Source organism: Candidatus Endomicrobiellum cubanum (genome assembly GCF_031278955.1).
GTDB classification, from domain to species: Bacteria; Elusimicrobiota; Endomicrobiia; order Endomicrobiales; family Endomicrobiaceae; genus Endomicrobiellum; species Endomicrobiellum cubanum.
The window spans coordinates 1-25,219 of sequence record NZ_JAITJM010000065.1; the positions used below are offsets into that span (position 1 = coordinate 1).

The window sequence follows — 25,219 nt, forward strand, 5'->3', positions numbered from 1 at the left end:
GTGCAGTTAATTTTACAAAGAAACCATTCTTTATATATACAATCACATATAACAATCAATATCCTCATCTATTTCTATTAAATATCTACCTCTCTACAAAACATAATATACATTATAGGACATTTTTAGTATCTGACTTGACTGGTAAAAGGGAAAAAAGAAGTTTGTGGGAGAACCTTAATGGACAAGTCAGGTGTTATGATTAATGAAATTCATAAAGAATAAAACATTTTTTGGAATAAACTGTGTAGATAATCTTTCTAATATTTTAAAGAAAGAGAAGGTGAGATATGCTCTTATTTTTACAGCAAAAAAATCGTTTAAATTAGTAGAGCCTATTTTAAAAAAGCAAATTTATCGTATAGACTCTTTTTTTTATAATGACTTTAGCACTACCCCAAAGGAAAATGAAATAAAACTGGCGATTTCAGCACTAAGTGATAAAAGTTTTGATGTTATTATTGCTATTGGAGGGGGTAGTGTTATAGATTTTGCCAAGCTTTTTAAATTTTATACTAATAGCTTAAAAAAGTTAATAGCCATACCAACAACAATCGGTACTGGCTCTGAAGCGACAAAATTTGCGGTTTTATATGTTAACGGAGAAAAGGTATCTGTAGAGGACGAAAATATTTTGCCTGATTACAGTATAGTTGATAGTCAATTTGCACAAAGTATTCCAAAGTATATTAAAGGATGTGGAGCATTAGATGCATATTGCCAAGCAATAGAATCTTATTGGTCAGTAAAATCTACACCGGAAAGTATTATTTATTCTCAAAGAGCTATTAAACTTTGCAAAGAGAATCTCATTGGTTATGTTAATAACATAGAGCTAAAATATTCTGAAAGAATGGCTCTAGCTTCTAACTTATCAGGCAAAGCAATAAATATTTCAAAGACTACAGCAGCACATGCTCTTTCTTACAAAATAACAAGTTTATACGGATTGCCTCATGGGCACGCTGTTTCTTTGAGTATAGCAGGTTTAATGGAATTGCATTTACATACAAATTCTAAAAACTGTAATGATATACGAGGAAATCAATTTGTTATAAACCAAATGATTAAACTATATAAATTAATTGGAATTTCTGATGCCCGTGAATATTTTAAGAAACTTTTTGAAGATATAGGGATAGAATATAATTTAAACAAATTGGGAATTTTAGATATTGATTCAATAATAAATTCTGTAAATAAAGGTAGACTTAAAAATAATCCTAGAATTTTATCATATGAGGATATGAAGACTTGTTTAAACAAATGGAATTAGTAAAAGTTAAAGGAGATTAAAAATGAAGATATATATAGGTATGAGTGCAGATTTGCTACATCATGGGCATTTGAATATCATAGAAGAAGCAAGAAAGCTAGGAGGGGAGATAATAATTGGATTATTGACTGATAAAGCCATATCAAGTTACAAAAGACTGCCTTTTATGACTTGGAAAGAACGAAAAAAAATAATAGAAAATATTAAGGGGATTAGCAAAGTCATTGCTCAAGAAACTCTTGATTATACAGATAATTTAAAAAAGATAAAACCTGATTTTGTATTACATGGAGATGACTGGAAGGAAGGAAGGCAGTCTCTGGTAAGACAAAATGTTATAGATATTTTGTCTGCATGGGGAGGTAAGCTTATAGAAATTCCATATACTAAAGGAATTTCTAGTACATACTTAAACAACGTACTCAAAGAAGTTGGCACTACCCCTGAAATAAGACTAGGAAGACTCAGAAGACTTATTAAAAATAAAAAAATTGTAAAATTTTTAGAAGCGCATAATGGGTTAAGTAGTTTAGTTGTAGAAAACTTTTATATAGAGCAAAATAATCACAGGATTGAATTTGACGGAATATGGATATCGTCATTAACTCAAAGTGCTGCAAAAGCAAAACCTGATACAGGATATCTTGATACAACAACTAGAATTGAAGGATTACAAGATATTTTAGATGTTACAACAAAGCCTATTATTTTTGATGCTGATAACGGTAGACATATAGAACATTTTGTCTTTACAGTAAAAACATTAGAAAGACTGGGTATTTCTGCTGTTATTATAGAGGATAAAATTGGATTAAAAAAAAATTCTTTATTTGGAATAGAAGTTAAGCAAGAACAAGATACTAAAGAAATGTTTGCATTAAAAATTAATGCAGGAAAAAAAGCACAAGTAACACAAAACTTTATGATAATAGCTAGGATTGAAAGTTTAATATTAGAGCAGGGCATTGACGATGCTATTTTAAGGGCAACAACATATATAGATGCTGGCGCAGATGGAATTATGATTCACTCAAGAAAAAATACCTTTGATGAAGTAGAAAAATTTGCTCGCAGATATAATAAATTAAACAATAGAAAACCTCTTGTTGTTGTTCCATCCTCTTTTTCAGTGGTTAGAGAAGAAGAATTGATAAATGCTGGAGTAAATATCGTTATTTACGCAAATCACCTTTTAAGAGCTTCATATCCTGCTATGGTTAATGTGGCTAAATCTATTTTAGAAAATGAAAGAGCATTAGAGGCAGACAAATTTTGTATGCCCATAAAAGAAATAATTGAACTTATACCTGGTAGCAAATAAAATGATAAGACCAGCTTTTTTTTATTCAGAACTTAAAAAACATGACGTCAATTTTTTTACCGGAGTTCCAGATTCTTTGTTAAAAAACTTCTGTGCATATTTAACTGATAATTGCGAGAAAAATAAACATATTATTGCTGTAAATGAAGGTGCAGCTATAGCACTTGCTTCAGGCTATAATATTGCAACAAGGGAAGTAGCACTGGTGTATATGCAAAATTCAGGCATAGGTAATGCTGTTAATCCTCTTTTATCGCTTGTAGATGCAGAGGTTTACAAAATTCCTATGTTACTTTTGATAGGATGGCGTGGTGAGCCAGGTGTCCATGATGAACCACAACATGTAAAACAAGGAAAAGTGACATTAAAATTACTTAAAACTATGGATATCTCATATGAAATACTTTCAAACGATGAAAATGAACTAAAAAAGCAAATGAGTATATGTTTTGATTTTATATCTAAAAATAATTCTATATATGCTTTAGTAGTAAAAAAAGACACCTTTGCTCCATATTCTCTAAAGAATGTCCAGAAAGAAGAGCTAGGACTAATGAGCAGAGAAGATGCCATAGAAGAAATTGTAAAAGCTTCCAACAGAGACGAGATATTTTTTTCTACAACAGGGATGGCGTCACGAGAGTTATACGAAATACGAGACAAATATAAAATGGACCATTGGCATGATTTTTTGACTGTAGGGTCAATGGGTCACACTTCACATATAGCCTTATCAGTAGCTTTGCAAAAACCTGATAAAAACATAACAGTTATAGATGGCGATGGTGCAGTTCTTATGCATATGGGAGCTCTAGCACAAGTAGGTGTTAAGAACTTAAAAAATCTTAGGCATATAGTTATAAATAATGAGTCACATGACAGTGTTGGAGGGCAGTCTACAATTGCTCAAAGCATTAACCTTTGTGGCGTAGCTATTGCCTGCGGGTATAAATATGTACGTAGAGTAACAACAATAGAAGAACTTGTAAATATTCTTTCTGAAAAACAAGAGGCATCAGCTTTTATTGAAATCTTTGTAAAAAAAGGAGCAAGAAAAGACTTGGGAAGGCCAAAAACTAGCCCTATTGAAAACAAAATAGCATTAATGAAAAATTTGTAAACTCCCAATTTCTCTTATTTATAGCAATCGTAATTCAATTTTTAGACTCTAAGGAAGAAAGGAATACCAAAAAATATATTGTTAAAAATTTATGGAACTCTATTTCTCTAAAGTAACAACAGCTATTTCGCTTGTATTAAAAAGTCTCATTGGTGGTCCCCAAAGTCTAGTACCTGAAGTTATGTACATAGTGGACCCTTTATTAAAATATAACCCATAATAATACTTCATAAAATATTTTCTAATTATTGTTGCAGGTGGGACTTGTCCAGCATGAGTATGCCCTGAAAGCTGCACTATGTTAATACCCATATTAGAAGAATAGTCAAAAGATTCTGGTCTATGACTTAAAAACAGTACAGAGTAATTTTTATTTATGTTAGATAAAGCTTTAGCAATATTTTTAGAATTTTTATAATCTATATCATTAATACCTGATACATTTATAATGTTGCCCATCAAAATACTTTCATTTTCTAAAACTTTAATATTAAGTTTGGCAAACATATCTAGATAAGATTGCAATCCTGTATAGTATTCATGGTTTCCTGTTACGGCAAATATCCCATATTTAGCTTTCAATTTTTGAAAACCAAAATTAAGATATCTATCATTCTTATTAATGTCTGTATCTATAACATCGCCAGCAATAATTATTATGTCAGGATTTAGATTGTTAACCTTATCAAAAATTTTGTTTATAATTGTGGGGGATGTATATTTATCAATATGAATATCTGAAACTAAAACTATTTTTAAAGAATCTACAGGTAAGGTCGGTACTTTTATGTTTATATCTTTCACATTTAACACAAAAATGAAATCTACCAAAGATATAATACAAGCTATAATACTTAAAAATGATGTGGCCAGTGTAGAATAATATCTAAAATTTTTAATTTTAAATATGAGGTTTAAAAGATTTATAATATCGTTAGCAATAAAAAAAGTAACCATTACCTGCCCTACACCCATACACATAAAACCAAACGATGCAATATAACAAATAGAAGGAATGGTATGCCTAATATTAATAAAAGATAAAACACTTAAAAAAGCAATAAATCCAAATAAACTGTACAAATATTTTTTATACGGAGGTTTTATATTTAATCCAAAATTTATACGCCAAGCAATATAAATAAAACTTAAACAGTATATTATAATCACTATAACAAAAAACATTAACACTCCTTAAGACGCGCTATAAGAGACTGCCTTGCCTCAAGCAGGAATTTTGTAGCTGTATCAGAAAGATAGTCCGGATAAGACCATGGAAGTTTTGTGTATCCATTTTTTTTATATATGGTTGTAACTTCTCCATAAATACCACTATCTAAATAAATCCTATGACTATAATCTTTTGTTGTTGCAAGGATAACATTTGCTGGAGTAATATATCCAGGGTCTATATTTATTTGTCTTTTAGAATTTATTGCAAATGACTCTTCTAGGGAGTTTGTAAAAACTTTTATACCAGCAAGTTGTGACGACAAAATCAGCTTTTCAAAAGAAACCCATAAACGTTTTAAATTTTCTCCCATTTCTGGATTATAATAGTTTGAAAAATCAAAAAGCATAATATCACTAATAAAATCTATCTTGCCAAATTTGTTTTCTAAAACAGAAAATGCATCTTGTTTTACTTTTTCGTTTGAAAAAATTATTCCACAAAACAGTTTTACTTTTTTTGGAGATCCAATAATTCCCACAGAGTCCTCTTTATCGGCATATTTAGTTTATAAGTTTACTATAAAACATTAAAATTGTAAAATACAATTTGTATAAATTATTGTAATCAAAGGTATTATTGTGAAAAAATATTTTTTTATTGTTAGTGTGTTATTTTTTTTTATTTTTTGGGATGTTATATCTTACGCAAACTTGGTTGAAAATATAGACTATTCTGTAGACTTCCAAGAGAAAACCCCGAACATGGCAGCAATTTTACATATAAATTTTATAAGCGTTTTCCCAGATGCTTATCAAGCCGAAGAAATAGTAAAGCAACAACTAAAAAAATATGGAGTTTTAATTATACAAAGCGGTCATCTTATCTCTACTGTAAAAAAAGAAAAGCGTTACAAAAACATTATTGGTTCCGCTTGGTATATAAATGAATTAGACCCTACTAACCCAACGAAAATTAAATTTCAAAAGGACCTTGGTGCATACGTCTGGATTGGAAAAACAAAAACAATTGTCACTTTTCCAAAATATATGATTTTCTTAAAGAAAAATCTAAATAAACACACTAAATAAAAACTCACTCATCTCTCATAGAACAAAACTCTCCACACATCGTGCACACATCTTCTTGACGTGGTGGTAACTTTGCTCTTTCTTTTGTAAATTTTTCTGGATCTAAACAAAACTCTTTTTGTTTTTTCCAGTTTCTTGCTTTACGCCACTTAGACATCTCATTATCACATTCTTTTGCACCTTTAACACCTTTAACAATATCTGCAGCGTGTCCTGCTATTTTTGCAGAAATTACACCTTCATGGACATCTTCAATATTTGGCAACCTCAAATGTTCAGCAGGGGTGACATAACAAATAAAATCAACTCCGTAAGAGGCGGCTAACGCTCCACCTATTGCTGATGTTATGTGGTCGTATCCCGGGGCTATATCTGTAACTAAAGGACCCAAAAAATATAAGGGGGCATTATGCCCCATTCTTTTTGCAAGTATAACATTTGTTTCTATCTGGTTTAAAGGCACATGCCCTGGCCCTTCTATCATAGATTGAACTCCCACTTGTCTTGTCTTTAAAACAAGTTCTCCTAAAACTGAGAGTTCTGCAATTTGAGGGCCATCTGAAGCGTCTTGTATACACCCTGCTCTAAACCCATCTCCTAAACTTAAAGTAATATCGTACTTTTTGGCAATTGCCAAAAGTCTATCGTATTGCTCGTACAAAGGGTTTTCCTTCCCTGTTGCGTTAATACACTTAACTATGAAAGAGCCTCCTCTACTTACAACACCAGCTAAACGCCCTTGTCTATTTAATATTTCTACAGTAGATTTGTTAATACCACAATGAACCGTAATAAAATCTACTCCTTGTTCTGCTTGCTCTTCTATAACATCAAATAAAAGATCTCCATCCAGCTGAGATATTTTTTTACCTTTTGCAACTGTTCTACAAGCTGCTTCATAAATAGGAACTGTTCCCACTTGAACAGGGGAAGCTGCAAGAATTTCTTTTCTTATTTGTGTTAAATTTCCCCCAGTGGATAAGTCCATCACTGCATCTGCTCCAGCTTTAACTGCAATATCAAGCTTTGTAAGTTCTTCTGTGATATTTATATGTTCTGGCGAAGTCCCAATATTGGCATTAACTTTAGTTTTTAATCCTGCACCGATGCCGACAATTTTTTTTACGTTTCTATTTATATTTCTAGGTATAACTATAGTCCCTGCTGCAACACCTTCCCTAATAAATTCTTCACTTAAACTTTCTATTTGAGCAACTTTCTTTATTAAATCACTTTCTTTCTTTCCCTGAACAAGTTCAATTAACGTCATTTTATTTCCTTTTAGTATTATCTTGCCATAAAAAATTTTTATATTTTAAATAAACTGCTTTTTCTATGGTATAAGCTTCATATCTTTGTTTTTTAAATTCTGGCGAAAATTCAGGATAAAAAATTTTGGAATATTCTTCTAAAACTCTTAAAGATTCTTGCGCTCTTTTAAAGTTAGCAATAATTACAGACCGGAAATCTTTTTTTGAGGTTTCTGGCATTTGTCTGCCTAAATCATCAAAAGAGTTTCGTTTTTCTATAATACAGCTATAGATGTTTCTTAAAATTTTATCTGTATTGTGACGGACATCACGAATTTTTTTATAGAGTTTTCCATCATTTAAAACAAATCTTAAACTATCTTCTACAACTCTCAGCCCTTCGCGACAACGGTTTAAATTAGCATCGATAATTCTTAATACAGATTCTGAATAGGAATTATTAATAGAACAAAGACTTATTTTTTTATTGTTGATTTTATTATCAAGGTTATTTTTACGTCTTTTTAGGTCCATATCTATCTACTATTGTTTCAAATTTAAAAGTGGGCCAGTATATTGTATTAAACTACAGTTATGTTAATATAATTTAAACACATTTTCTAAACAGTTTTATAAAGTTACTCTTTTCTTTCACTAACTTTTATTTTTTGAATATAGTTTTCCAAATTTACACTTTACATCTTTTCCATTAAACGCAATACCAAGTAAAACTACCTTTTTGCTTGAATACGCTTCATAATATTTCTTGTCTTCAATCTGTTTTAATGCCTCTTCTAACATCTTTATAATAGTTTTTTTAACGCTATATTTTATTTCACAGACTACCACAAAATCTTTCCCTTTCCACACTGCGTCTAGTCTTCCTTTGTTCGTTAGGATTTCTCCTTTAAAATCAAAACCTAAAGCATTCATTGCCAGCAAAAACAATGAATGCCAATATGCTTCTTTTCCTATATGCAACGGATATGGAATATTTACAAAAAGTTTTCCTATACTTTCTGACAACCCTTCCCCATCTAAATCTTGTAACTGTTGATGCACTGTTGTTTGTAGGCCTTTTAATTCCTTTAACGGATAGTTACTATACGCATTTAGAAGATATCTAACCAACGAATCTTTTACTTCAAAATTTGCAACATTAAGAGTATATTCTGGTACTCCTAAATATATCTTCCTTTCTTTTATCGTCAAATAGCCTGTTTGAAATAAAAGATCAATCGTGTCTATATCCCCGCCATCATAACTATTTGAAGCTATATCATCTACTACTATAGGTTCAAATATTCCAGTCAGTTGATTGTTTTTCTTTAGAAGTTCTATTAAAAAGGTAGGTGTTCCCGTACGAAACCAATAATTTTCAAATATATTTTTATCAAAGAGCATAAGCGTTGAAAACGGATTATAAACTGACATTTCTCCATCCCAAGAATATCCGTTATACCACTCTTTTATTAAAGCAATAATCTTTTCATATTTTAAATCTAATTTTTTGGACAATAATAAAATATAGTCTTTAAAATTCATTTCTAGTTCTTTTTGAGTATATCCACAAATAGCAGAATATCTCTCATCTACAGTAATATCATTGAGATTATTTAATCCTGAAAAAATAGAAACTCCTGAAAATCTTGATACTCCTGTCATAAAAACAAACTTTAAATGGGTATCGTTGCCTTTTATAACTTGGTAGAAGTTATGAAGAATCCTTTTTACTTTATCATATACTTGTTTATCTATAATATTATCTATTATTGGTTTATCATATTCGTCTATCAATACCACTACCTGTTGACCTGTACTTTCATGCAACTTCTCTATTAGTTCTGCAAACTTAGCGTTTATAAGTCGTGTCTCTGTTTTATCTAGTGTAATATTTTCTCTTATGGCTGTGTCATCTAAAAACTTCTCAAGAGAATCTTTTAATTGTTCGACTGTTTCATATTCAATCTCGGAAAAGTCTAAATGAATAATGGGATATTTTTTAGACCAGACCCATTTGTCATATATATATAACCCTTCAAATAATTGTTTACTTCCCTTGAACAACTCTTTGAAAGTACTTATAAGTAAAGATTTGCCAAATCTACGAGGACGTGATAAAAAGAAAAACTTGCCTGCTTCTGTTACCATTTTGTATATATGCTCTGTCTTGTCTACGTATATACCATTTCTTTTTCTTAAATCTTCTAGTGTTTGCAAACCTATCGGTAACTTTTTCATCTTTCCCTTCTTCTTTTTAATTCAAAGCTCTATTATTTAAATTAAACTACAACTATATCAACATCTTTCAAATATATTTTAGGTAGTATCTTTAAAAAGCTCCGTTCAATAAAAAAATATAATATTAATTATTCTTTATTTAATGCTTCATATATTCTCTTTTGGTTTAAGATATGAAACATTTTACTATAATATTATTTTAAACGGCTCGCCCGCTGTATCTATCTACTATTAGATTTATTAAATTTGTAGTTGATTTCCCTTTTATAAATGGGAATCTGTACACTTTATGTACATACTCTCTGCCAACAATTTCTGAAAGCTTATAATCGCCACCTTTAACTAGAATGTCTGGACGAAGTTCTTTTAAAATTTTTGATGGTGTTTGTTCCCCAAAAACAACAACATAATCTACAGGCTTTAAAGAAAGTATAAGTTTGGCTCTATCTTTTTGGGAAACTAATGGTCTCTTAGGCCCTTTAAGACAACTCAAAGATTTGTCTGAATTTATTGCAACTATTAAAATATCGCCTAAGCTTTTTGCTTTATTAAAAAGACTAATATGACCTAAATGCAATAGGTCAAAACATCCATTTGTAAAAACTACTTTTTTACCCTCTTTTTGAAGATTTAAAACTTCTTGCTTCATTTCTTTTATGGTTAATACTCTTTTGATATCTTTTAGACTTTTCATAATTTTTATAAATAAAACCTTATACTTACGTTTGGAATATCGTCTACATCGCTTGCAAATCGAGTAAAGCTATTTCCTAAAGTTAATCTAAGGCCGCATTCTGATGATAAAGATAAGTTATCTAAAACAAACCATTCTAAGCCAAGTCCTGCAATTAAGGTTACGTCTTGTTGAGAAGACCTGCCTGAATGTAGTCCTACTGTAGACGATGTGTAAATATTCAATTTTTTATAAGATTTAATTATTCGTAACGCTTTTATACCAACAGCATAAGCATTACCAAACCTACCGCTATAATTACCTGAAACTGTCCTAAAACTTAAAAACCCTTCAAGGCCAATTATGTCTGTTAAATAATATCTTGCTGCTACTGCAGTGCTTCTTATCCATGTAGTATTTGTACCTAAGGCAATTCTACCTTTAAAACTATCATTCATTGTCTCTTGAGAGAAAGCAGAAATAGTAACCATAAATGTAAATGCTATAGCTAAAGCAAATTTTTTCATAAACAGGTCCTTCTATAATTCTATTTTATTTCGTTAATTCTTTTTTGAGCTTTTTCTGCTTCTGGAGTTGCGGGGAAATTAATTAAAATCTCATTAAACGTTTTTAGCGCTTCATCTTTAGAACCTGAAAGAAGGTAATATTCCGCTAAATTTAGGTAGATATCTTTTATTAAAAAATGATCTGAGTATTTATTAACAAAGTCTTTTGAAGCATTTATAGCATTAAAATAATCTCGTTTCGTATCAAAAACATAAATTATTCTTACCTGAGCTAAAGGTTTTATTTTTTCAGGTTTTCCATCTTTTACAGTATCATTTAACAATTTTAGAGCTTCTTCATACACACCTAATTGGGTAGAAATGTCTGCCTTTAAAAGTCTTGCTTGGTATGCTGCAGGCATTTTAGGGTATTTAGATATCATTTCATCTAACAATTCTATACCTTGCTTTTGATTACCTTGAGCAAAAGAAGTATAAACCAAAGCTAGTTTTGTAGAAGCCATATTACTTTGATGGCATTTAAAATATACAATAAAAATAATGGTAATTATTACCGCTAACATAGTACTTATAGCTGTAAAAAATTTAATTCTTTTATCTTCTTTTTGTTTTCTTAGTATTTTTGAGATTATTTCTTTTAAGTTAACCTTCATTTTGAATAACCCTCTCTATTTAATATTTATTTCTATTGATAGACTTTATTATGGTAGAATTCTGTGCAGATAGTATATTTATATCTGTAAAATTATAACAAAGCATTTCTTTAGAGTCAATTAAATAAACTTTTGACAAACTATTTTGATTATTAAATATAAAACTGATTATCTGCAGGGACGAACGCAGATTTAATCAATTCAATTTTATCATCATATAATGCTACTACGTCAAAACGGAAGTTCGTTTTAATGTTATTTTTCTTTATATACACAATAGCAGATTTAATAATTTTTTGTTGCTTGGTGAACTCTACTGCTTCTTGAGGAGTGCCACTGCATAGCGATTTTCTATATTTTACTTCTATAAAAACCAGCGTATCTTTATCTTTTGCGATTATGTCTATTTCGCCAAACTTAGTAGTAAAATTTGTTGCTAATATTTTATACTTAAGATTTTTTATGTACTTTACTGCTTCTTTTTCTTTATCAAAACCCAAATCTCTTGTAGTTTTTGTTTTAAAAAACACAAAATAATCCCACAATATTTTAGAACCTTTTAGTTGTGCATATTGCATATTGGAGCAAAAGACATTCTGTGTATTGGGCAAACACCATGTTGATTTATAGCTTCAATATGCTTCTTAGTACCATATCCTTTATGTTTATCAAAACCATATAAAGGATATCTTTTTGCATATTCGTCCATTAAATTATCTCTTGTAACTTTTGCAAGTATTGAAGCTGCTGCAATAGCAGCACTTTTTCCATCTCCACCAACAATTGTCTCTTGAGCAATATCTAAATCTTTTATTTTACAGTTGCCATCTATTAAACAAATATCCGGTTTTATTTCTAATTGCAAAACACTATTTTTCATAGCAAGAAGCGTAGCTTGTAAAATATTTATTTTATCTATTATATAATTGTCTACAATAGAAACAGTATAAAATAAAGCTTTTTCTTTTATTATCTTGAAAAGAAGGTCTCTTTTTTTAGGGGATAGTTTCTTTGAATCGTTTAAATCGTCAATTAGACAGTTTTTAGGAAGGATTACGGTTGAAGCTACTACAGGCCCAGCTAAAGGACCTCTCCCTGCCTCATCAATACCAGCTACGAACTTGAGTCCTTTACAGTAAAAAAATTTATCAAAAGCAAATAAATCCATCTATTTTTTAGTTACTTTGCAGAAGGTACTTGAGCTGACTTAACTTTATTAACAACAGCAACTCTTCTTGCAGAATCTTCAGAAATTCTTGCAGCTTTACCTGAAAGGTTTCTCAGATAATAAAGTTTTGCTCTACGCACTTTTCCGTGCCTTACAACTTCAATTTTTTCAATACGAGGGGAATTAATAGGGAAAATTACTTCTACTCCTACGCCAAAAGAAACTTTTCTTAACGTAAAAGTTTCTGAAAGGCCACTGCCTTTTATACGGATTACTATACCTTCAATAACTTGAATTCTTTCGTTTGAACCTTCAATAACCTTAAAATATACTTTCAGCTGATCGCCAGCTCTAAAAGACACACCTAAATCTTTTTTTTGTGAGGATTGAACATATTCTAACAATGACATTTGCTGCTCCTATTTAAATTTTCTAAAATTAGCTTTTTTAATAAATCCGGTCGCCGTTTTTTTGTACGTTCATATGATTCGTTTTTCCGCCATTGATCAATTTTTTTATGATCTCCAGACAATAAAACATCAGGCACTTTACGTCCTTTAAATATAGCTGGTCTTGTATAATGTGGATAATCTAAAAACCCGTTGTAAAAAGAATCGTTTTTTACTGAAGACTCTTCTTTTATAACTCCAGGAAGCATTCTTGCGACACTATCTACTACAACCATGGTTGAGACTTCGCCACCAGTAAGTACGTAGTCACCTATAGATATTTCTTCATCAACATAGTCAATAATACGTTCATCTATACCTTCATAGTGTCCACAAACAAAAACTAAATGTTTAAACTTTGAAAATTCTTTTACAATTTCATTATTTAAAGTCTTGCCTTGAGGTGACATATAAATTACATACGGTTTAGCATAAAAATTTTTGTAGAGGTTGTTCTTTTTTTTCACCCCGACACTCTTTATAGCATCATATAAAGGTTCTGGCTTTAAAACCATACCTACACCACCGCCAAACGGTTTATCATCAACCTTTTTATGTTTATCTTTAGAAAAAGATCTTATATCTGTTAGCCTTACTTCTAAAACACCTTTTCTTACTGCTTTCCCTATCAAACTTTCTAAAAAAAACCCCTGAAATATTTTCGGAAATATTGTAAGAATATCAATCTTCATAAACAAAATAACCATTATACTCAAAAGTATCATCAGCCGATTTTACTTGGCCATAAATATCATCATACTCTTTGGGTAAAACAACAAAAATTTTCTTCCTTGCAATGTTAACTTCTTTTATTACATTTTTTAATGCAGGAATTAAAATTTCTTCATTATAATATTTAACAACCCAAATATCATTACTACCCGTAGATATAACATCAGAAAGAATCCCTAATCTGTAGCCATTTTGATTAAAAACCTCAAAGCCCAAGATATCAGAGACCTTCCACTTTAAATCATTTTTTTTCAAATCCATTATTTTACTCTACTACTTCAACAGTTGCTCTCTTATCAAGCTTTGCAGAAGCTGAATTTACAATAACTCTTATTGCTTTAATAATTCTTCCCTCTTTCCCAATAATTTTTCCTCTGTCTCCAGCTGCAACTTTAAGTTCTAGAACAGTAGCTTTTTCTCCAGCAACTTCTTTGACTTCAACTTGATTTGAATCATCAACTAAAGCTTTCGCAATTAGAAGTACTAAATCCTTCATAAATCCCCCTGTTTTAAAACAAGAACTTTAACACTGCTTGACGACTACTATATTGTTTGATTCTTTTTTATCAATGCGACAACAGTTTCAGAAGCTTTTGCTCCTATATTCAGCCAGTAATTGATTCTTTCCATATTAACATTGCATTTATTATCTTGAGCTATTGGATCATACTGCCCTAAAATCTCAATAGGTTGTCCATCTCTTTTTGCCCTTTGGTCAATAGCCACAATTTTATAATAAGGTCTTTTTGGTTTTCCACTTCTTTGCAAACGTAAACGTACTGCCATCTCTGTACCTCCGTAGTACTAACTCGCAACTTTAAATATCAAGTCTAGAGTTGAAGCATTAAAAGAAATATATAATAAATAGTTTTTTATTTGTCAAGTTGTTGTTGACTAATAAACTAAAGCGGAGGGGGAGAGATTCGAACTCTCGGTACGGACTTTCATCCGTACACCGGTTTAGCAAACCAGCGCACTAGACCAACTATGCGACCCCTCCATCCCACATATTTGGATTATACTAAAAATATTTATACGTTGCAAAGAATTTATAATTATTTGTAAAATATGCTATCGTTTATTAAAAAGAGGGTAATGATGAGGCTAATTGATGGCAAAAAGATATCAAATGAAAAAAAAATAGAAATTAAAAATAAAATTAAAAAAATTAAACAACAAACTGGGAAAGTTCCAGGATTAGCAACAATTTTAGTTGGGGCAAACCCAGCAAGCCAAGTATATATTAAATCTAAGATTAAAGCATGTGAAGATGTAGGTATTAAATCTTTTCATCACAGTTTAAATGAAGATACAGCTGTAGAAAATATTATCGCATTAATAAAAAATTTAAACACCAATCAGGAAGTTGATGGTATTTTATTACAACTTCCTCTCCCAAATAATCAAGATGCGCAAGAGTGTATTAATAGTATAAATCCATTAAAAGACGTAGATGGACTACACCCTTTTAATGTAGGGTTGTTAAGCATTTCAAAAAGTTGGGACGAAATTATAGAAAGAAATATTTTAGTTTCTTGTACGCCACTTGGAATTATACATATGTTACAAATGTCTAACATAAATATAGTAGGTAAAACTGCCGTTGTTATTGGGAGATCTAGCCTTGTTGGCAAACCTCTTTCTATGATGTTGCTAGCAAATAATGCAACTGTAATAATGGCTCATTCAAAAACTAACAATTTAAAAAATTTATGTAAAAATGCAGATATCATAGTTGCAGCTATTGGGAAACCAAAATTTATAAACAAAGATTTTATAAAAGATAATACAGTAATTGTTGATGTTGGGATTAATAGAACCTCTGAAGGTTTGTGCGGTGATGTAGATTTTGACTCCGTTAAAGATATGAATATAGATATAACACCTGTGCCAGGTGGCGTTGGGCCCATGACAATAACAATGCTTTTAGAAAATACATTAAAAGCATTCAATAATAAAAGATAATTTTAATTATTAGTTATTTTGGAGATATAATGAATTTTAATTTCATAGTAACTTTTTTTTTGCCATTTTTTGCAGGGCTTATGTATTTTTTTATGGCACTACAAGTAAATCGCACAAGCAAATTTCGTTCTATAATGTTTGGAGAAATTGGATTTAGAAAACTTGAAACTGCCTTTATATTATTTGGCATTTACTTTATTACGCGACCTTTGCAAAATATTTTAGGGTCTCACCCTTGGCCTTTAATAGTTAATTGTACAAGACAGTTTTTTTTAATGGCAGTCATTTCGCCATCTATTCTTGTAGCTATTTTTCATTGGGTGCCAACACCAAGTGGAGCACCACATTCAAGTAAATTTGCAGCTTATACAATAGGCGTATTAATGGGGACTATATTTTCTCTTATAAATAGCATTGCCGTAACAGAGTCGAAAATTATATCCGTATGGGGCAATATTACTATTTATGATTCTATATGGTTTCATTCTGTATCTTCAATACAGCTTGTTTTGATACATTTAATTTGCCAGCTTGTTTCTCCTGTGGGGTTTTTACTTCTTGCTGCAGCTTATGTAAGGCATAGACGACATGATTATAAGCTTACAGATGTTTATAATCTGATACCTACAAAATGGAGATATCTTGAAGCAAGTCTTATTATATTTGGATTTGCTTTTATTATAGCTGGAGTCGCAGCTATTGCAGGAACTTACTATACCTATCTTTGGACTATTTATTTTGTTGGTGCCATTATTTCTGGAATTTTTGTAATGAGAAGTATTAATCTTCCTCCTAGACAAGCGCCCAACGACTTGAAATAAATTTTTATTTTTACTATATATTATCTGTCTATTTTAGCTAAAGCGTTTTGTGCTTTAGGCGAAAAACAAGGGAATCTTTTCCCAAAAAGGAGCCGAATATGGCTTGTGGATGCGGGTGCAAAACAAAAAAGTCAGCCGCTAAAAAAAAGGTTGTAAAGAAAGTAGCATCTAAAACTAAAACGACAAAAAAGAAAACGACTACGAAAAAAAAGTAAAATAAAGAGTAAAATAAAAAAACCATCTAATTAATAGATGGTTTTTTTATTTTACTCAAAACTGTATTTTTTTAACTAACATCCTCTTGGATTGACCGGTAATAGAGTTTTATCTTAAAAATATCTTTGTGATTATAATGGAAGAGTTTACTTTTATTACAATATCAGCTTTGTCAGGTTTTAACTCAATATCTGTATCAAATCTTCATATTATTGTAAATTCAAAATCACCATTGACCCATATCAATTTTTTGTAAGATAAACAAGCTTGCCTTTGGTGACAATTTTTTCAATTTCTGTAAATTTATTTTTCAAGTCAAAATTACTTTTTTGGTTTAATAACATCAAAATTTGTATATTTACGTAAAACTTCTGGAACCATCACAGATCCATCTTCTTGTTGATAATATTCTAAAATAGCAGCAAACGTTCTCCCCACGGCAACCCCTGATCCGTTAAGAGTATGTAAAAATTCTTTTTTCTTGTCCTTATATTTTACTTTTATGTTCATTCTTCTTGCCTGAAAATCTTTAAAATTTGAACACGACGAAATTTCTCTATATATTGAATCTCCTGAAAGCCATACTTCTAAGTCATAAGTCTTTGCTGAAGAAAACCCCATATCTCCAGTAGATAAGAGAACTACTCTATAGGGAAGTCCTAAAAGCTCTAAAACATGTCCTGCATCACAAACTAAGCTTTCTAGATGCATGTTTGAATTTTTAGCCTCTACAAATTTTACAAGCTCCACTTTATCAAACTGATGGTTTCTTATAAGTCCTTTTGTATCTTTGCCGTAAGTCCCAGATTCCCTTCTAAAACATGATGAATAAGAAACAAAGTTTTGAGGAAGCTTAGATTCATCGAGAATATCGTCTCTATAAATATTTGTAACAGGCACTTCTGCAGTCGGTATTAGATACAAATCGTCACCCTCACATTTAAACGCATCCTCACCAAATTTAGGAAGTTGTCCTGTCCCTCTCATAGAAGCACTGTTTACAAGATAAGGGGTCATTATTTCTTGATAGCCTCTTTCTTTGTGAGTATCAAGAAAAAAAGAAACAATTGCTCTTTCTAAAGCACACCCTTCATTTTTAAATACTGAAAAGCGTGTCCCTGAAATTTTTGATGCTATCTCAAAATCTAAAATTCCAAGCTTTTCGCCAATTTCCCAATGATGTCTAGGTTTAAAAGAAAATTCTTTTGGGTTACCAATAAGCTTTATAACCTTGTTGTATTTTTCATCTTTCCCTATTGGGACGCTATCATCAGGAATATTTGGAAGATTAAGCAAAAAATCATCCATTTGATTTTCTATCATTAACAATTGTTTTTCTTGTTGTTGTATTACATTTCTCAGTTCGTTTATTTCTGCAAGTATATCTTGAGATGCTTCTTTCCCATCTCTTTTGAGGTTACCTATTTGCTCAGATTCTTTATTCCTTTTAAGTCTTAAAGATTCTAGTTCGCTTATTACAGCTTTTCTTTCTATATCCCATTTTAAAAGTTGTTCTAAGTCAACATTTTTGTTTCTAGAAAGCATTGCTTGTTTTACAAATTCAACATTTTCTCTAATAAATTTCATGTCTAACATTGTATCTCCCATTCAATTTGAATAGTGAAGTTCAACAGAATCTTTCCCTATATAAGCTTCAACATCATTTATAAATTTATCTGAACATTCTACAAGAAATCCTGTTTCAATAGAGAATTTCCCATGAAATAAATCTTCTAAATCTATAAAAACTCTAGATTTTCCTTTATAATTTTCAAGAGTCTTTTTTAATTGTTCATTTAAAATATTGTCATATCTTGTAGTCGAAAATTTTATGTGTACTTCTCCACTATTAGGAGGAAACTTCTTCTTTGCTTCTTCTAGAGTTATAATATCGTCCACTATAATTTCTGGTTGTCCTTGAGATCCCATAAGACCACCCTTTACTACAACAACATTATTAGGAACAAGATAACTACTAAACCGTTCAAAATTTTTTGGAAACATTATAGCATCTACGCTGCCATGTAAATCTTCCATTTTAAATCTGGCATAAAGCTCTTTTCTTTTAGAAGTAAGTTTTTTTACAGAACTTATCATCCCTGCTACACGAACTTTTTGCGCTGTTTTAAAATCAACATTTTCTTTAGGTTCAGGCAGTCTGTCTAATCTGAAGTTGGAATAAGCTATAAGTTCTCTTTTTAAAGGTGTAAGAGGATGCCCTGAAAAATAAAACCCTAAAACTTCTCTTTCAAAATCTAAAGCTTCAAAAATGTCTAAAGGTTTTGATTTTTGAAGAGAAGATACACTAATAGTTTCTGCACTGTCAAACAAAAACCCTTGTGGCGAATTCTTATCCTGTTTTATTTTTGAAGCTTTATCTACAGATGAATCTATACTAGCAATTAAGTCTGCTCTGATTTGTAGTCTTTCATTCCCAAAAGAATCAAAAGCTCCTGCTTTTGCAAGACTTTCAAGTGCTTTTTTATTTGTAGACTTTAAATCAATCTTTTGCAAAAAGTCATCCCAGTCTTTAAATTTTTGAAAAGATCCACTCATTATCCTTGCCTTCTCTATAGACTCAGTTAAGCCTTCGCCAACATTTTTAACAGCAAGAAGTCCAAATCTTATATTTTTATCTTCTATTTTAAATTCCCCGTCAGAATATTGTACATCTGGAGGCAAAATTTTAATACCAGAAATCTCTGCATCATCTAAATACATCATAAGTTTGCTTTCTTCATTGTCTTTTATTGTAGAACGTCCTATTTCGCTGTTGAGTAATGCAGTTAAATATTCTAAAGGATAATTTGCTTTTAAATAAGCTGTCCTATAAGATACTATACCGTAAGCAGCAGCATGAGATTTATTAAAACCATACCCCGCAAAAGCTGCAATATTATTAAATATTTTTTCAGATATTTTTTTATCAATACCTTTTTGTTTGGCACCATTTATAAACTTTTCTCTTTGTTTTTCAATAACTTCAGGAATTTTTTTGCTCATTGCTTTACGTAAATTGTCTGCTTCTCCCGGAGTAAAACCTGCTAAAGCTACAGATATTTTCATTACTTGTTCTTGATATAAAATAACACCATAAGTACTTTTTAGTATAGGTTCTTGTAAAGGATGATCATAAGTAATTGCTGTTTTCCCATGTTTGCGATCTACAAAATCGTCTAACATACCTGACCCCATAGGTCCAGGCCGATATAAAGCAATTAAAGCTATAATGTCATCTATTGAACTTGGCTTAAGTTTTCTTATTAAATCACGCAAACCTCTACTTTCAAGCTGAAACACGCCCATTGTCTTTGCTTCATCTAGTAGTTGAAAAGTCTTATTATCATCTAAAGGAATATCATTCAAATTAAAATCTGGATTGTTCTTATGTATGAAATTAATACTATCATCAATAATAGTAAGTGTTCTTAATCCTAAAAAGTCAACCTTTAACAGTCCTAGTTGCGGCAATACAACACCATCATACTGAGTTGTAATAATATCTTTTGAGCCTTTTGCAAGCGGGGAATAATTTGTAATTTCTTCATTTGCTATAACCATGCCAGCAGCGTGTACACCTGTATGTCTTTTTAGCCCTTCAAGTTTTCGTGAAATAGATATAAGTCTTGCAATTTTTTCATCTGATTTAACAAGTTTAGCCAAATCTATTGAAGTTTCTAGAGCATCTTTAATACTTGTATTTTGAGGTATAAGTTTTGCAATATTGTTTGATTCAGTAGGAGTAAACCCTAAGACTCTTGCTACATCTTTTATAACAAGTCTAGCCTGCATTGATCCAAATGTTATAATTTGGGCACACTTATCTTCACCATATTTTTGGCGCACATATTTTACAACTTCGTCTCTGCCAGAATCTGCAAAATCTATATCTAAATCAGGCATTGAACGTCTGTCCGGGTTTAAAAACCTCTCAAACAGTAAATCATAGTTTAAAGGACAGATATCTGTTATGCCTAAAGTGTATGCAACCATAGACCCGGCTCCAGAACCTCTGCCAGGTCCTACAGAAATCCCATGCTCTTTAGAATATTTTACAAAGTCTGAGACTATTAAAAAATACGAGGCAAAGCCCATTCTATTTATAACAGAAAATTCTTGTTTTAATCTTTCTTTATGTTCTTGTTTTAAATCTGGATATCTTGTTTTAAGGCCTTGGGTACATAAAGTCTCAAGATAATCTGAATCAGATTTGTATTCTTTTGGAACAGGAAATTGTGGTAAAAGCAATTTGTCTGTGCTTATTTCAAGATTTGTTTTTTCTGCAATTACTAAAGTGTTTTTTATAGCTTCTGGCACATAAGAGAACGTTTTTATCATATCTTCTGCGCTACGATAGTAAAAAAGATCTGAGGTAAACCTCAACCTCTTAGGATCGTTCAATTCTTTATTTGTCCCTATACAAAGCAAAATATCTTGGATTTCAGCATCCTCTTTTCTTAGATAGTGGCAATCATTTGTAGCAACAAGTGGGATATTAGTTTTCTTTGATAAATCAAGAAAATCAGGCATTATTTTCTGTTGTTCTTCAAGACCATTGTCCATAATTTCTATATAAAAATTGTCTTTGCCAAAAATGTCTCGGTACTCCACAGCTATTTTTTTTGCTTTTTCAATATTAGCTCTTAATAAAGATTTTGCAACTTCGCCAGCAACACAACCCGAAAGAGCAATTATCCCTTTACTATATTTTTTTAAAACTTCCTTATCAATACGAGGTCTATAATAAAACCCTTCAGTAAACCCTATACTAACTAGTCGCATAAGATTTTGGTAGCCTTGAAAATCTTTAGCAATTAATGTCAAATGATTATAATTATCTCCATCCTCACAGCTTCTGTCAATACTTTTATCAAAACGCGACTTTGGAGCAACATAAACTTCACAACCTATAATTGGTTTTATCCCGCTTTGCTTTGCCGCCCAATAAAATTCCATAGCGCCATACATATTGCCATGATCAGTAATTGCAAGTGCAGACATCTTATATTCATTAGCTATGAGATTAAACAGCTCTCCAGGATTTCCTTTATCATCTGTAAGCCTACACGCCCCATCAAGCAAAGAATATTCAGTATGGTTATGTAAATGTATAAATTCTTTAGCCATAAAACACCTGTTACTTTAGGGTTTTTATTAGAGACCCTTAGATTTTACAACTTTAGTTAATTATATCCATTCCCGGAAAGAAGTTTCTTCAATTTCCCTAATGGAACAACATCAATATTCTTGTTTATACTCCAACTTTTATGAAGCGGAGGAACAACAAAAGAATATTCTGGAGAGATGCCATCATTGGCTTTTGGTAAAATCGGAGAATAAGAGCTTTACATTAACTTCAGTCCTTTTTAAGACCTCTGTACTGAGATACAAGAGAACAATCTGTTACAAAATAGAACTAAAGAAAGGTAGCTGAGGTATACTTTTAATAACTTTTTTACCAACCAAAAAATGTAAATTTCTCCCCTTTTAGATATTGTTCTAAGGCAAACTTAATATAATCTATGGTATTATCTGGCAAATTGTTTATATTAAACCAAGACAAATCATCTCACTTATGATGTTCTACATTTACTATTTCACCTTGCCACTTACAACAATCAAAAAAGTAATCGATTCGTTCATCACCGTATCGATTACGATGCATAACTTGTACAACTTGCAAATCTTTATCAGTAATATCAATACCTGCTTCTTCTTTTGCTTCGTGAATCATCGCTTGTTTTGTTGTTTCTACACCATTGATCTTGCCAGCAACAAGACTATAATTTCCATCTTCATATCCAGTCTAAAACCTTCTTAACAATAAAATCTCATTATTTTTTCTAAGTAACAAATGTGATGCAACCGGCAAATGAAGCATTTAAAAATCCTTTTTTTAATTATTAAACTAAAATTAAACCTTTTCTCCATTATATTTAAGTATAACATATTTTAATACACTATCATTTTGATAAAATATTGACATGGGGAGATATATACATCAGTCTAAATTGAACAATGGAACAACGAAAGTCAGAATTATTAGTAAAGAAGGGAGACTAGAACCACAAATAATAGTTGGATTACTAGTTAATGAAAAAGGATTTCCACTTGCTATAAGTTCATTTGAAGGTAATCAAGCAGAAACAAAAACACTAATACCTGTATTGAAAAAATTTAAGCGGGATTGCGGTATTAAAAATATAACTGTAGTATCTGATGCAGCAATGTTATCAGCAGAGAATTTAGATATATTAGAGGAGGACGGATTCAAATTTATAGTAGGGTCTAGATTAGCAAAAACACCATACGCAATAAAAGAATATCGAAAAGCAAAAGAGTCAGAAAAACTAACAGATGGACAAATATTTGATACTACTAAAGAATTTATAAATAAAATAACCAGAAAAATTGCTATTAGAAGAGTTATTTATCAATATAAGCAACAAAGGGCAAAGCTAGATTTATTAAACATACATAAGCAAATTAAAAAAGCACAAATGCAATTATCTGATAATTCTATGATAAAAAAATCACGATTTTTAAAAATAGTACGTTCGCATAAAGAAATAAATCAGAAATTAATAAAAGAAGCAAAACTAAAAGCAGGAATAAAAGGGTATGTAACAAATTTAGATCTAGACAAGGAGGAAATAATTAAAGCGTATCATAATCTTTTTCAAGTAGAAAAATCGTTTAGAATGGCAAAGTCAGACTTAAAAGCAAGACCTATATTTCATCAAACTAGACATTCAATAGAAGCACATTTAACTATATGTTTTACTGCACTTGCAATTTCAAGATATATTCAAGATAGAACTAATACCAGCATAAAAAAATTTGTGCAAAGATTAAAGCCATTAAGAACGGTAGTTATATCTATTGGGTCTAAAGAATATACTGCAGAGCCAGAAATTGACCAAGAAATACAAAGATTATTAGATCTGCTAAATTAATAATTCCAGAAAACCTCGTCCTTATATTTTAAATCAGTATAATTAACAAAATGTTTAATATAATGAGTATTTTGTAATAATATTATAAAATTTGTATGTACACTTTTTCCTGACTTTAGCATTAATGTTTCCTAGCTCAATTCGCCCAAATCTTTTAAAACTAAAAAATCTGAAGTCATCTTAGATAACTCAATAAGGGTAGTTTCCCCTGACAGCACGCATATAAAATCACATTGAGCTTTTTTTGCAAGTTGTCCATCCGTATAAATCCTATCGCCAACCACAACAACTTTTTCAACACCATATCTATTGACTATGTGTTCAATTAAACTTTTATTTGGTTTACCAAAAACAATAGATGGCTTTTTATGTGATGTTAAATTAATAAGTTCTATAAAAGAACCTATATCTGGGACATTGCCATCTTCACTTGGGCATACAATATCCATATGTGTAGCATAATATTCAACTTGGGTTTTTTTATTAAGGAGTGCTGCTATTTTCTTAAGTTTATTGTAATTAATTTCTGTATCATAAGTTAATATAACAGCTTCATTATTACCTAAATCAAAATCTAAGTTAATATTCTCTAGTTCCGACTTTAAGAAATCGTATACTTTTTTATTTGCAACTAGATATACTGATTTAAATTTTTTTTCTTTAATTTTATTAATCAACGAATAAAGAGGTGTTATAATATTTTTAATATTTGCTTTTATCTCAAATTTATTTAATTTTTCAACGTAATCTTTTGGTGTTTTAGAAGTATTATTTGTTATGTAATAAAAATCAAAATTATTTTGATTTTCTATAACAAACTTAATCGCATTATTTATTGGACTATTGCCAATAAATAACGTCCCATCTAAATCACACAGAAAAGCTTGTTTTTGTTTTATATCGAATTTTGTAAATACTTTATTAGCATATAAATAGTCATCAATGCTGTCAATTTCTGCCCATTTCCTATTGCTAATGTTGAACGGCAACCCTTCTATGGATTTAAGTAAAATAGATATACCTTTTTCGGTCCACTGATTTAAATCTTTATTAATTTCAACAAAACCTTTCACAATTTCATACAACTTTTTTACAGCGCTATTTGAGTATTTATATAAGTCGATTGAAACGCCATAAGAACTTTCTGGCAAAATGTTCTTTGATATATCAATAATCCTATTATTTTTAACCACAACTTTCATTGAGTCTTCAAAATATTTACCTACATCAACGCCTATTGCATTATTATACTTACAATTAACAAAATCATTCATTAAATCTGATTCGTAAAGACAATCACCATTACTAATAAATAAAATATCAAAATTAAAGTTATATTTATCTAAAATAAAATTCAACGCTAAATACAATGAATACATATTATTTGTAGTTAAATACTTTTCATTTTTTACCAACTTAACTTTAGGATAATAAGTTTGTAAAAAGTTTTCTATGAGATTAGAATGATGCCCTATAATGTATATTATGTTTTGTAGAGAGGTAGATATTTAATAGAAATAGATGAGGATATTGATTGTTATATGTGATTGTATATATAAAGAATGGTTTCTTTGTAAAATTAACTGCAC

The 25,219-nt window shown here is 30.5% G+C and carries 25 protein-coding genes, 1 tRNA gene and 1 pseudogene; 7 read left to right on the forward strand and 20 right to left on the reverse strand.

What is annotated here, in order from left to right; translation table 11 throughout:
• The first annotated feature begins 205 nt into the window (after positions 1–205).
• The 3 genes from LBD57_RS06180 to aepY are packed head-to-tail and all read left to right on the forward strand — an operon-like array spanning position 206 to position 3,717.
• Positions 206–1,276, forward strand: a complete 1,071-nt coding sequence (locus tag LBD57_RS06180) for a phosphonoacetaldehyde reductase (protein ID WP_373470464.1) — start codon at positions 206–208, stop codon at positions 1,274–1,276.
• 22 nt (positions 1,277–1,298) lie between these two features.
• Positions 1,299–2,597 carry a phosphoenolpyruvate mutase gene (gene aepX, locus LBD57_RS06185; protein ID WP_373470465.1) on the forward strand — a complete coding sequence of 433 codons (1,299 nt, stop codon included), beginning with the start codon at positions 1,299–1,301 and terminating at the stop codon, positions 2,595–2,597.
• A gap of 1 nt (position 2,598) precedes the next feature.
• Positions 2,599–3,717 carry a phosphonopyruvate decarboxylase gene (gene aepY / locus LBD57_RS06190; RefSeq protein WP_373470466.1) on the forward strand — a complete coding sequence of 373 codons (1,119 nt, stop codon included), beginning with the start codon at positions 2,599–2,601 and terminating at the stop codon, positions 3,715–3,717.
• Positions 3,718–3,816: 99 nt separating this feature from the next.
• Here aepY and LBD57_RS06195 read toward each other — a convergent pair whose 3' ends face one another.
• Together LBD57_RS06195 and LBD57_RS06200 are read right to left on the reverse strand one after the other, a co-directional pair.
• Positions 3,817–4,902 carry a metallophosphoesterase gene (locus LBD57_RS06195; protein ID WP_373470467.1) on the reverse strand — a complete coding sequence of 362 codons (1,086 nt, stop codon included), beginning with the start codon at positions 4,900–4,902 and terminating at the stop codon, positions 3,817–3,819.
• The gene (locus LBD57_RS06200) at positions 4,902–5,429 is read right to left on the reverse strand and encodes a DUF4416 family protein (RefSeq protein WP_373470468.1); all 528 of its coding nucleotides are present in this window, start codon (positions 5,427–5,429) and stop codon (positions 4,902–4,904) included. The genes LBD57_RS06195 and LBD57_RS06200 overlap by 1 nt, the downstream gene beginning before the upstream one ends.
• A gap of 100 nt (positions 5,430–5,529) precedes the next feature.
• On the opposite strand from LBD57_RS06200, the gene LBD57_RS06205 reads away from it, so the two are divergent.
• Positions 5,530–5,979, forward strand: a complete 450-nt coding sequence (locus LBD57_RS06205; protein WP_373470469.1) for a hypothetical protein — start codon at positions 5,530–5,532, stop codon at positions 5,977–5,979.
• A gap of 4 nt (positions 5,980–5,983) precedes the next feature.
• Here LBD57_RS06205 and thiC read toward each other — a convergent pair whose 3' ends face one another.
• The 14 genes from thiC to LBD57_RS06275 form a co-directional block, all read right to left on the reverse strand.
• Positions 5,984–7,249 carry a phosphomethylpyrimidine synthase ThiC gene (gene thiC, locus LBD57_RS06210; protein WP_373470470.1) on the reverse strand — a complete coding sequence of 422 codons (1,266 nt, stop codon included), beginning with the start codon at positions 7,247–7,249 and terminating at the stop codon, positions 5,984–5,986.
• A 1-nt stretch (position 7,250) separates the two neighbouring features.
• Positions 7,251–7,763 carry a thiamine-phosphate pyrophosphorylase gene (locus LBD57_RS06215; protein WP_373470471.1) on the reverse strand — a complete coding sequence of 171 codons (513 nt, stop codon included), beginning with the start codon at positions 7,761–7,763 and terminating at the stop codon, positions 7,251–7,253.
• A gap of 120 nt (positions 7,764–7,883) precedes the next feature.
• Positions 7,884–9,470: an AAA family ATPase gene (locus LBD57_RS06220; RefSeq protein ID WP_373470472.1), complete on the reverse strand. Its 1,587-nt coding sequence runs from the start codon at positions 9,468–9,470 to the stop codon at positions 7,884–7,886.
• A 199-nt stretch (positions 9,471–9,669) separates the two neighbouring features.
• Positions 9,670–10,164, reverse strand: coding sequence for an adenylyltransferase/cytidyltransferase family protein (locus LBD57_RS06225; protein ID WP_373470473.1), 495 nt, complete (start codon positions 10,162–10,164; stop codon positions 9,670–9,672).
• A 5-nt stretch (positions 10,165–10,169) separates the two neighbouring features.
• A complete protein-coding gene (locus LBD57_RS06230) occupies positions 10,170–10,670 on the reverse strand; it encodes a hypothetical protein (RefSeq protein ID WP_373470474.1) in 501 nt (166 codons plus the stop codon).
• 20 nt (positions 10,671–10,690) lie between these two features.
• Positions 10,691–11,323 carry a tetratricopeptide repeat protein gene (locus LBD57_RS06235; RefSeq protein ID WP_373470475.1) on the reverse strand — a complete coding sequence of 211 codons (633 nt, stop codon included), beginning with the start codon at positions 11,321–11,323 and terminating at the stop codon, positions 10,691–10,693.
• A 152-nt stretch (positions 11,324–11,475) separates the two neighbouring features.
• Positions 11,476–11,853 (reverse strand): YraN family protein, encoded by a 378-nt coding sequence (locus LBD57_RS06240; protein ID WP_373470476.1) that lies wholly within the window; start codon positions 11,851–11,853, stop codon positions 11,476–11,478.
• 29 nt (positions 11,854–11,882) lie between these two features.
• Positions 11,883–12,491 (reverse strand): ribonuclease HII, encoded by a 609-nt coding sequence (locus LBD57_RS06245; RefSeq protein WP_373470477.1) that lies wholly within the window; start codon positions 12,489–12,491, stop codon positions 11,883–11,885.
• An 11-nt stretch (positions 12,492–12,502) separates the two neighbouring features.
• Positions 12,503–12,901, reverse strand: coding sequence for a 50S ribosomal protein L19 (rplS, locus tag LBD57_RS06250; protein WP_373470478.1), 399 nt, complete (start codon positions 12,899–12,901; stop codon positions 12,503–12,505).
• Positions 12,889–13,632: a tRNA (guanosine(37)-N1)-methyltransferase TrmD gene (gene trmD / locus LBD57_RS06255; protein ID WP_373470479.1), complete on the reverse strand. Its 744-nt coding sequence runs from the start codon at positions 13,630–13,632 to the stop codon at positions 12,889–12,891. Before trmD ends, rplS begins: the two co-directional genes overlap by 13 nt.
• Positions 13,622–13,933 carry a ribosome maturation factor RimM gene (locus LBD57_RS06260; RefSeq protein WP_373470480.1) on the reverse strand — a complete coding sequence of 104 codons (312 nt, stop codon included), beginning with the start codon at positions 13,931–13,933 and terminating at the stop codon, positions 13,622–13,624. Before LBD57_RS06260 ends, trmD begins: the two co-directional genes overlap by 11 nt.
• A 4-nt stretch (positions 13,934–13,937) precedes the next feature.
• Positions 13,938–14,168, reverse strand: a complete 231-nt coding sequence (locus LBD57_RS06265) for a KH domain-containing protein (protein WP_373470481.1) — start codon at positions 14,166–14,168, stop codon at positions 13,938–13,940.
• Positions 14,169–14,215: 47 nt separating this feature from the next.
• A complete protein-coding gene (gene rpsP, locus LBD57_RS06270) occupies positions 14,216–14,458 on the reverse strand; it encodes a 30S ribosomal protein S16 (RefSeq protein ID WP_373470482.1) in 243 nt (80 codons plus the stop codon).
• 122 nt (positions 14,459–14,580) lie between these two features.
• Positions 14,581–14,672, reverse strand: a tRNA-Ser gene (locus LBD57_RS06275).
• 98 nt (positions 14,673–14,770) lie between these two features.
• Between LBD57_RS06275 and folD the strand changes: the two genes are divergently transcribed.
• On the forward strand, positions 14,771–15,637 hold the full coding sequence (gene folD / locus LBD57_RS06280; RefSeq protein ID WP_373470483.1) for a bifunctional methylenetetrahydrofolate dehydrogenase/methenyltetrahydrofolate cyclohydrolase FolD: 867 nt from the start codon (positions 14,771–14,773) through the stop codon (positions 15,635–15,637).
• A gap of 29 nt (positions 15,638–15,666) precedes the next feature.
• Positions 15,667–16,458: a hypothetical protein gene (locus LBD57_RS06285; RefSeq protein ID WP_373470484.1), complete on the forward strand. Its 792-nt coding sequence runs from the start codon at positions 15,667–15,669 to the stop codon at positions 16,456–16,458.
• A gap of 537 nt (positions 16,459–16,995) precedes the next feature.
• On the opposite strand, the gene serS is transcribed toward LBD57_RS06285, so the two are convergent.
• The 3 genes and pseudogenes from serS to LBD57_RS06300 form a co-directional block, all read right to left on the reverse strand.
• On the reverse strand, positions 16,996–18,270 hold the full coding sequence (gene serS / locus LBD57_RS06290; protein ID WP_373470485.1) for a serine--tRNA ligase: 1,275 nt from the start codon (positions 18,268–18,270) through the stop codon (positions 16,996–16,998).
• Between the two features lie 12 nt (positions 18,271–18,282).
• Positions 18,283–21,801, reverse strand: a complete 3,519-nt coding sequence (locus LBD57_RS06295) for a DNA polymerase III subunit alpha (RefSeq protein ID WP_373470486.1) — start codon at positions 21,799–21,801, stop codon at positions 18,283–18,285.
• A gap of 442 nt (positions 21,802–22,243) precedes the next feature.
• Positions 22,244–22,453, reverse strand: a pseudogene (locus LBD57_RS06300) (NUDIX domain-containing protein); the annotation flags it as partial.
• Positions 22,454–22,658: 205 nt separating this feature from the next.
• Between LBD57_RS06300 and LBD57_RS06305 the strand changes: the two are divergent.
• Positions 22,659–23,630, forward strand: a complete 972-nt coding sequence (locus LBD57_RS06305) for a transposase (RefSeq protein ID WP_373470487.1) — start codon at positions 22,659–22,661, stop codon at positions 23,628–23,630.
• 131 nt (positions 23,631–23,761) lie between these two features.
• Here the strand turns inward: LBD57_RS06305 and LBD57_RS06310 are convergent, their stop codons facing one another.
• Positions 23,762–25,045, reverse strand: a complete 1,284-nt coding sequence (locus tag LBD57_RS06310) for an HAD hydrolase-like protein (protein WP_373470488.1) — start codon at positions 25,043–25,045, stop codon at positions 23,762–23,764.
• Between the last annotated feature and the right edge of the window lie 174 nt (positions 25,046–25,219).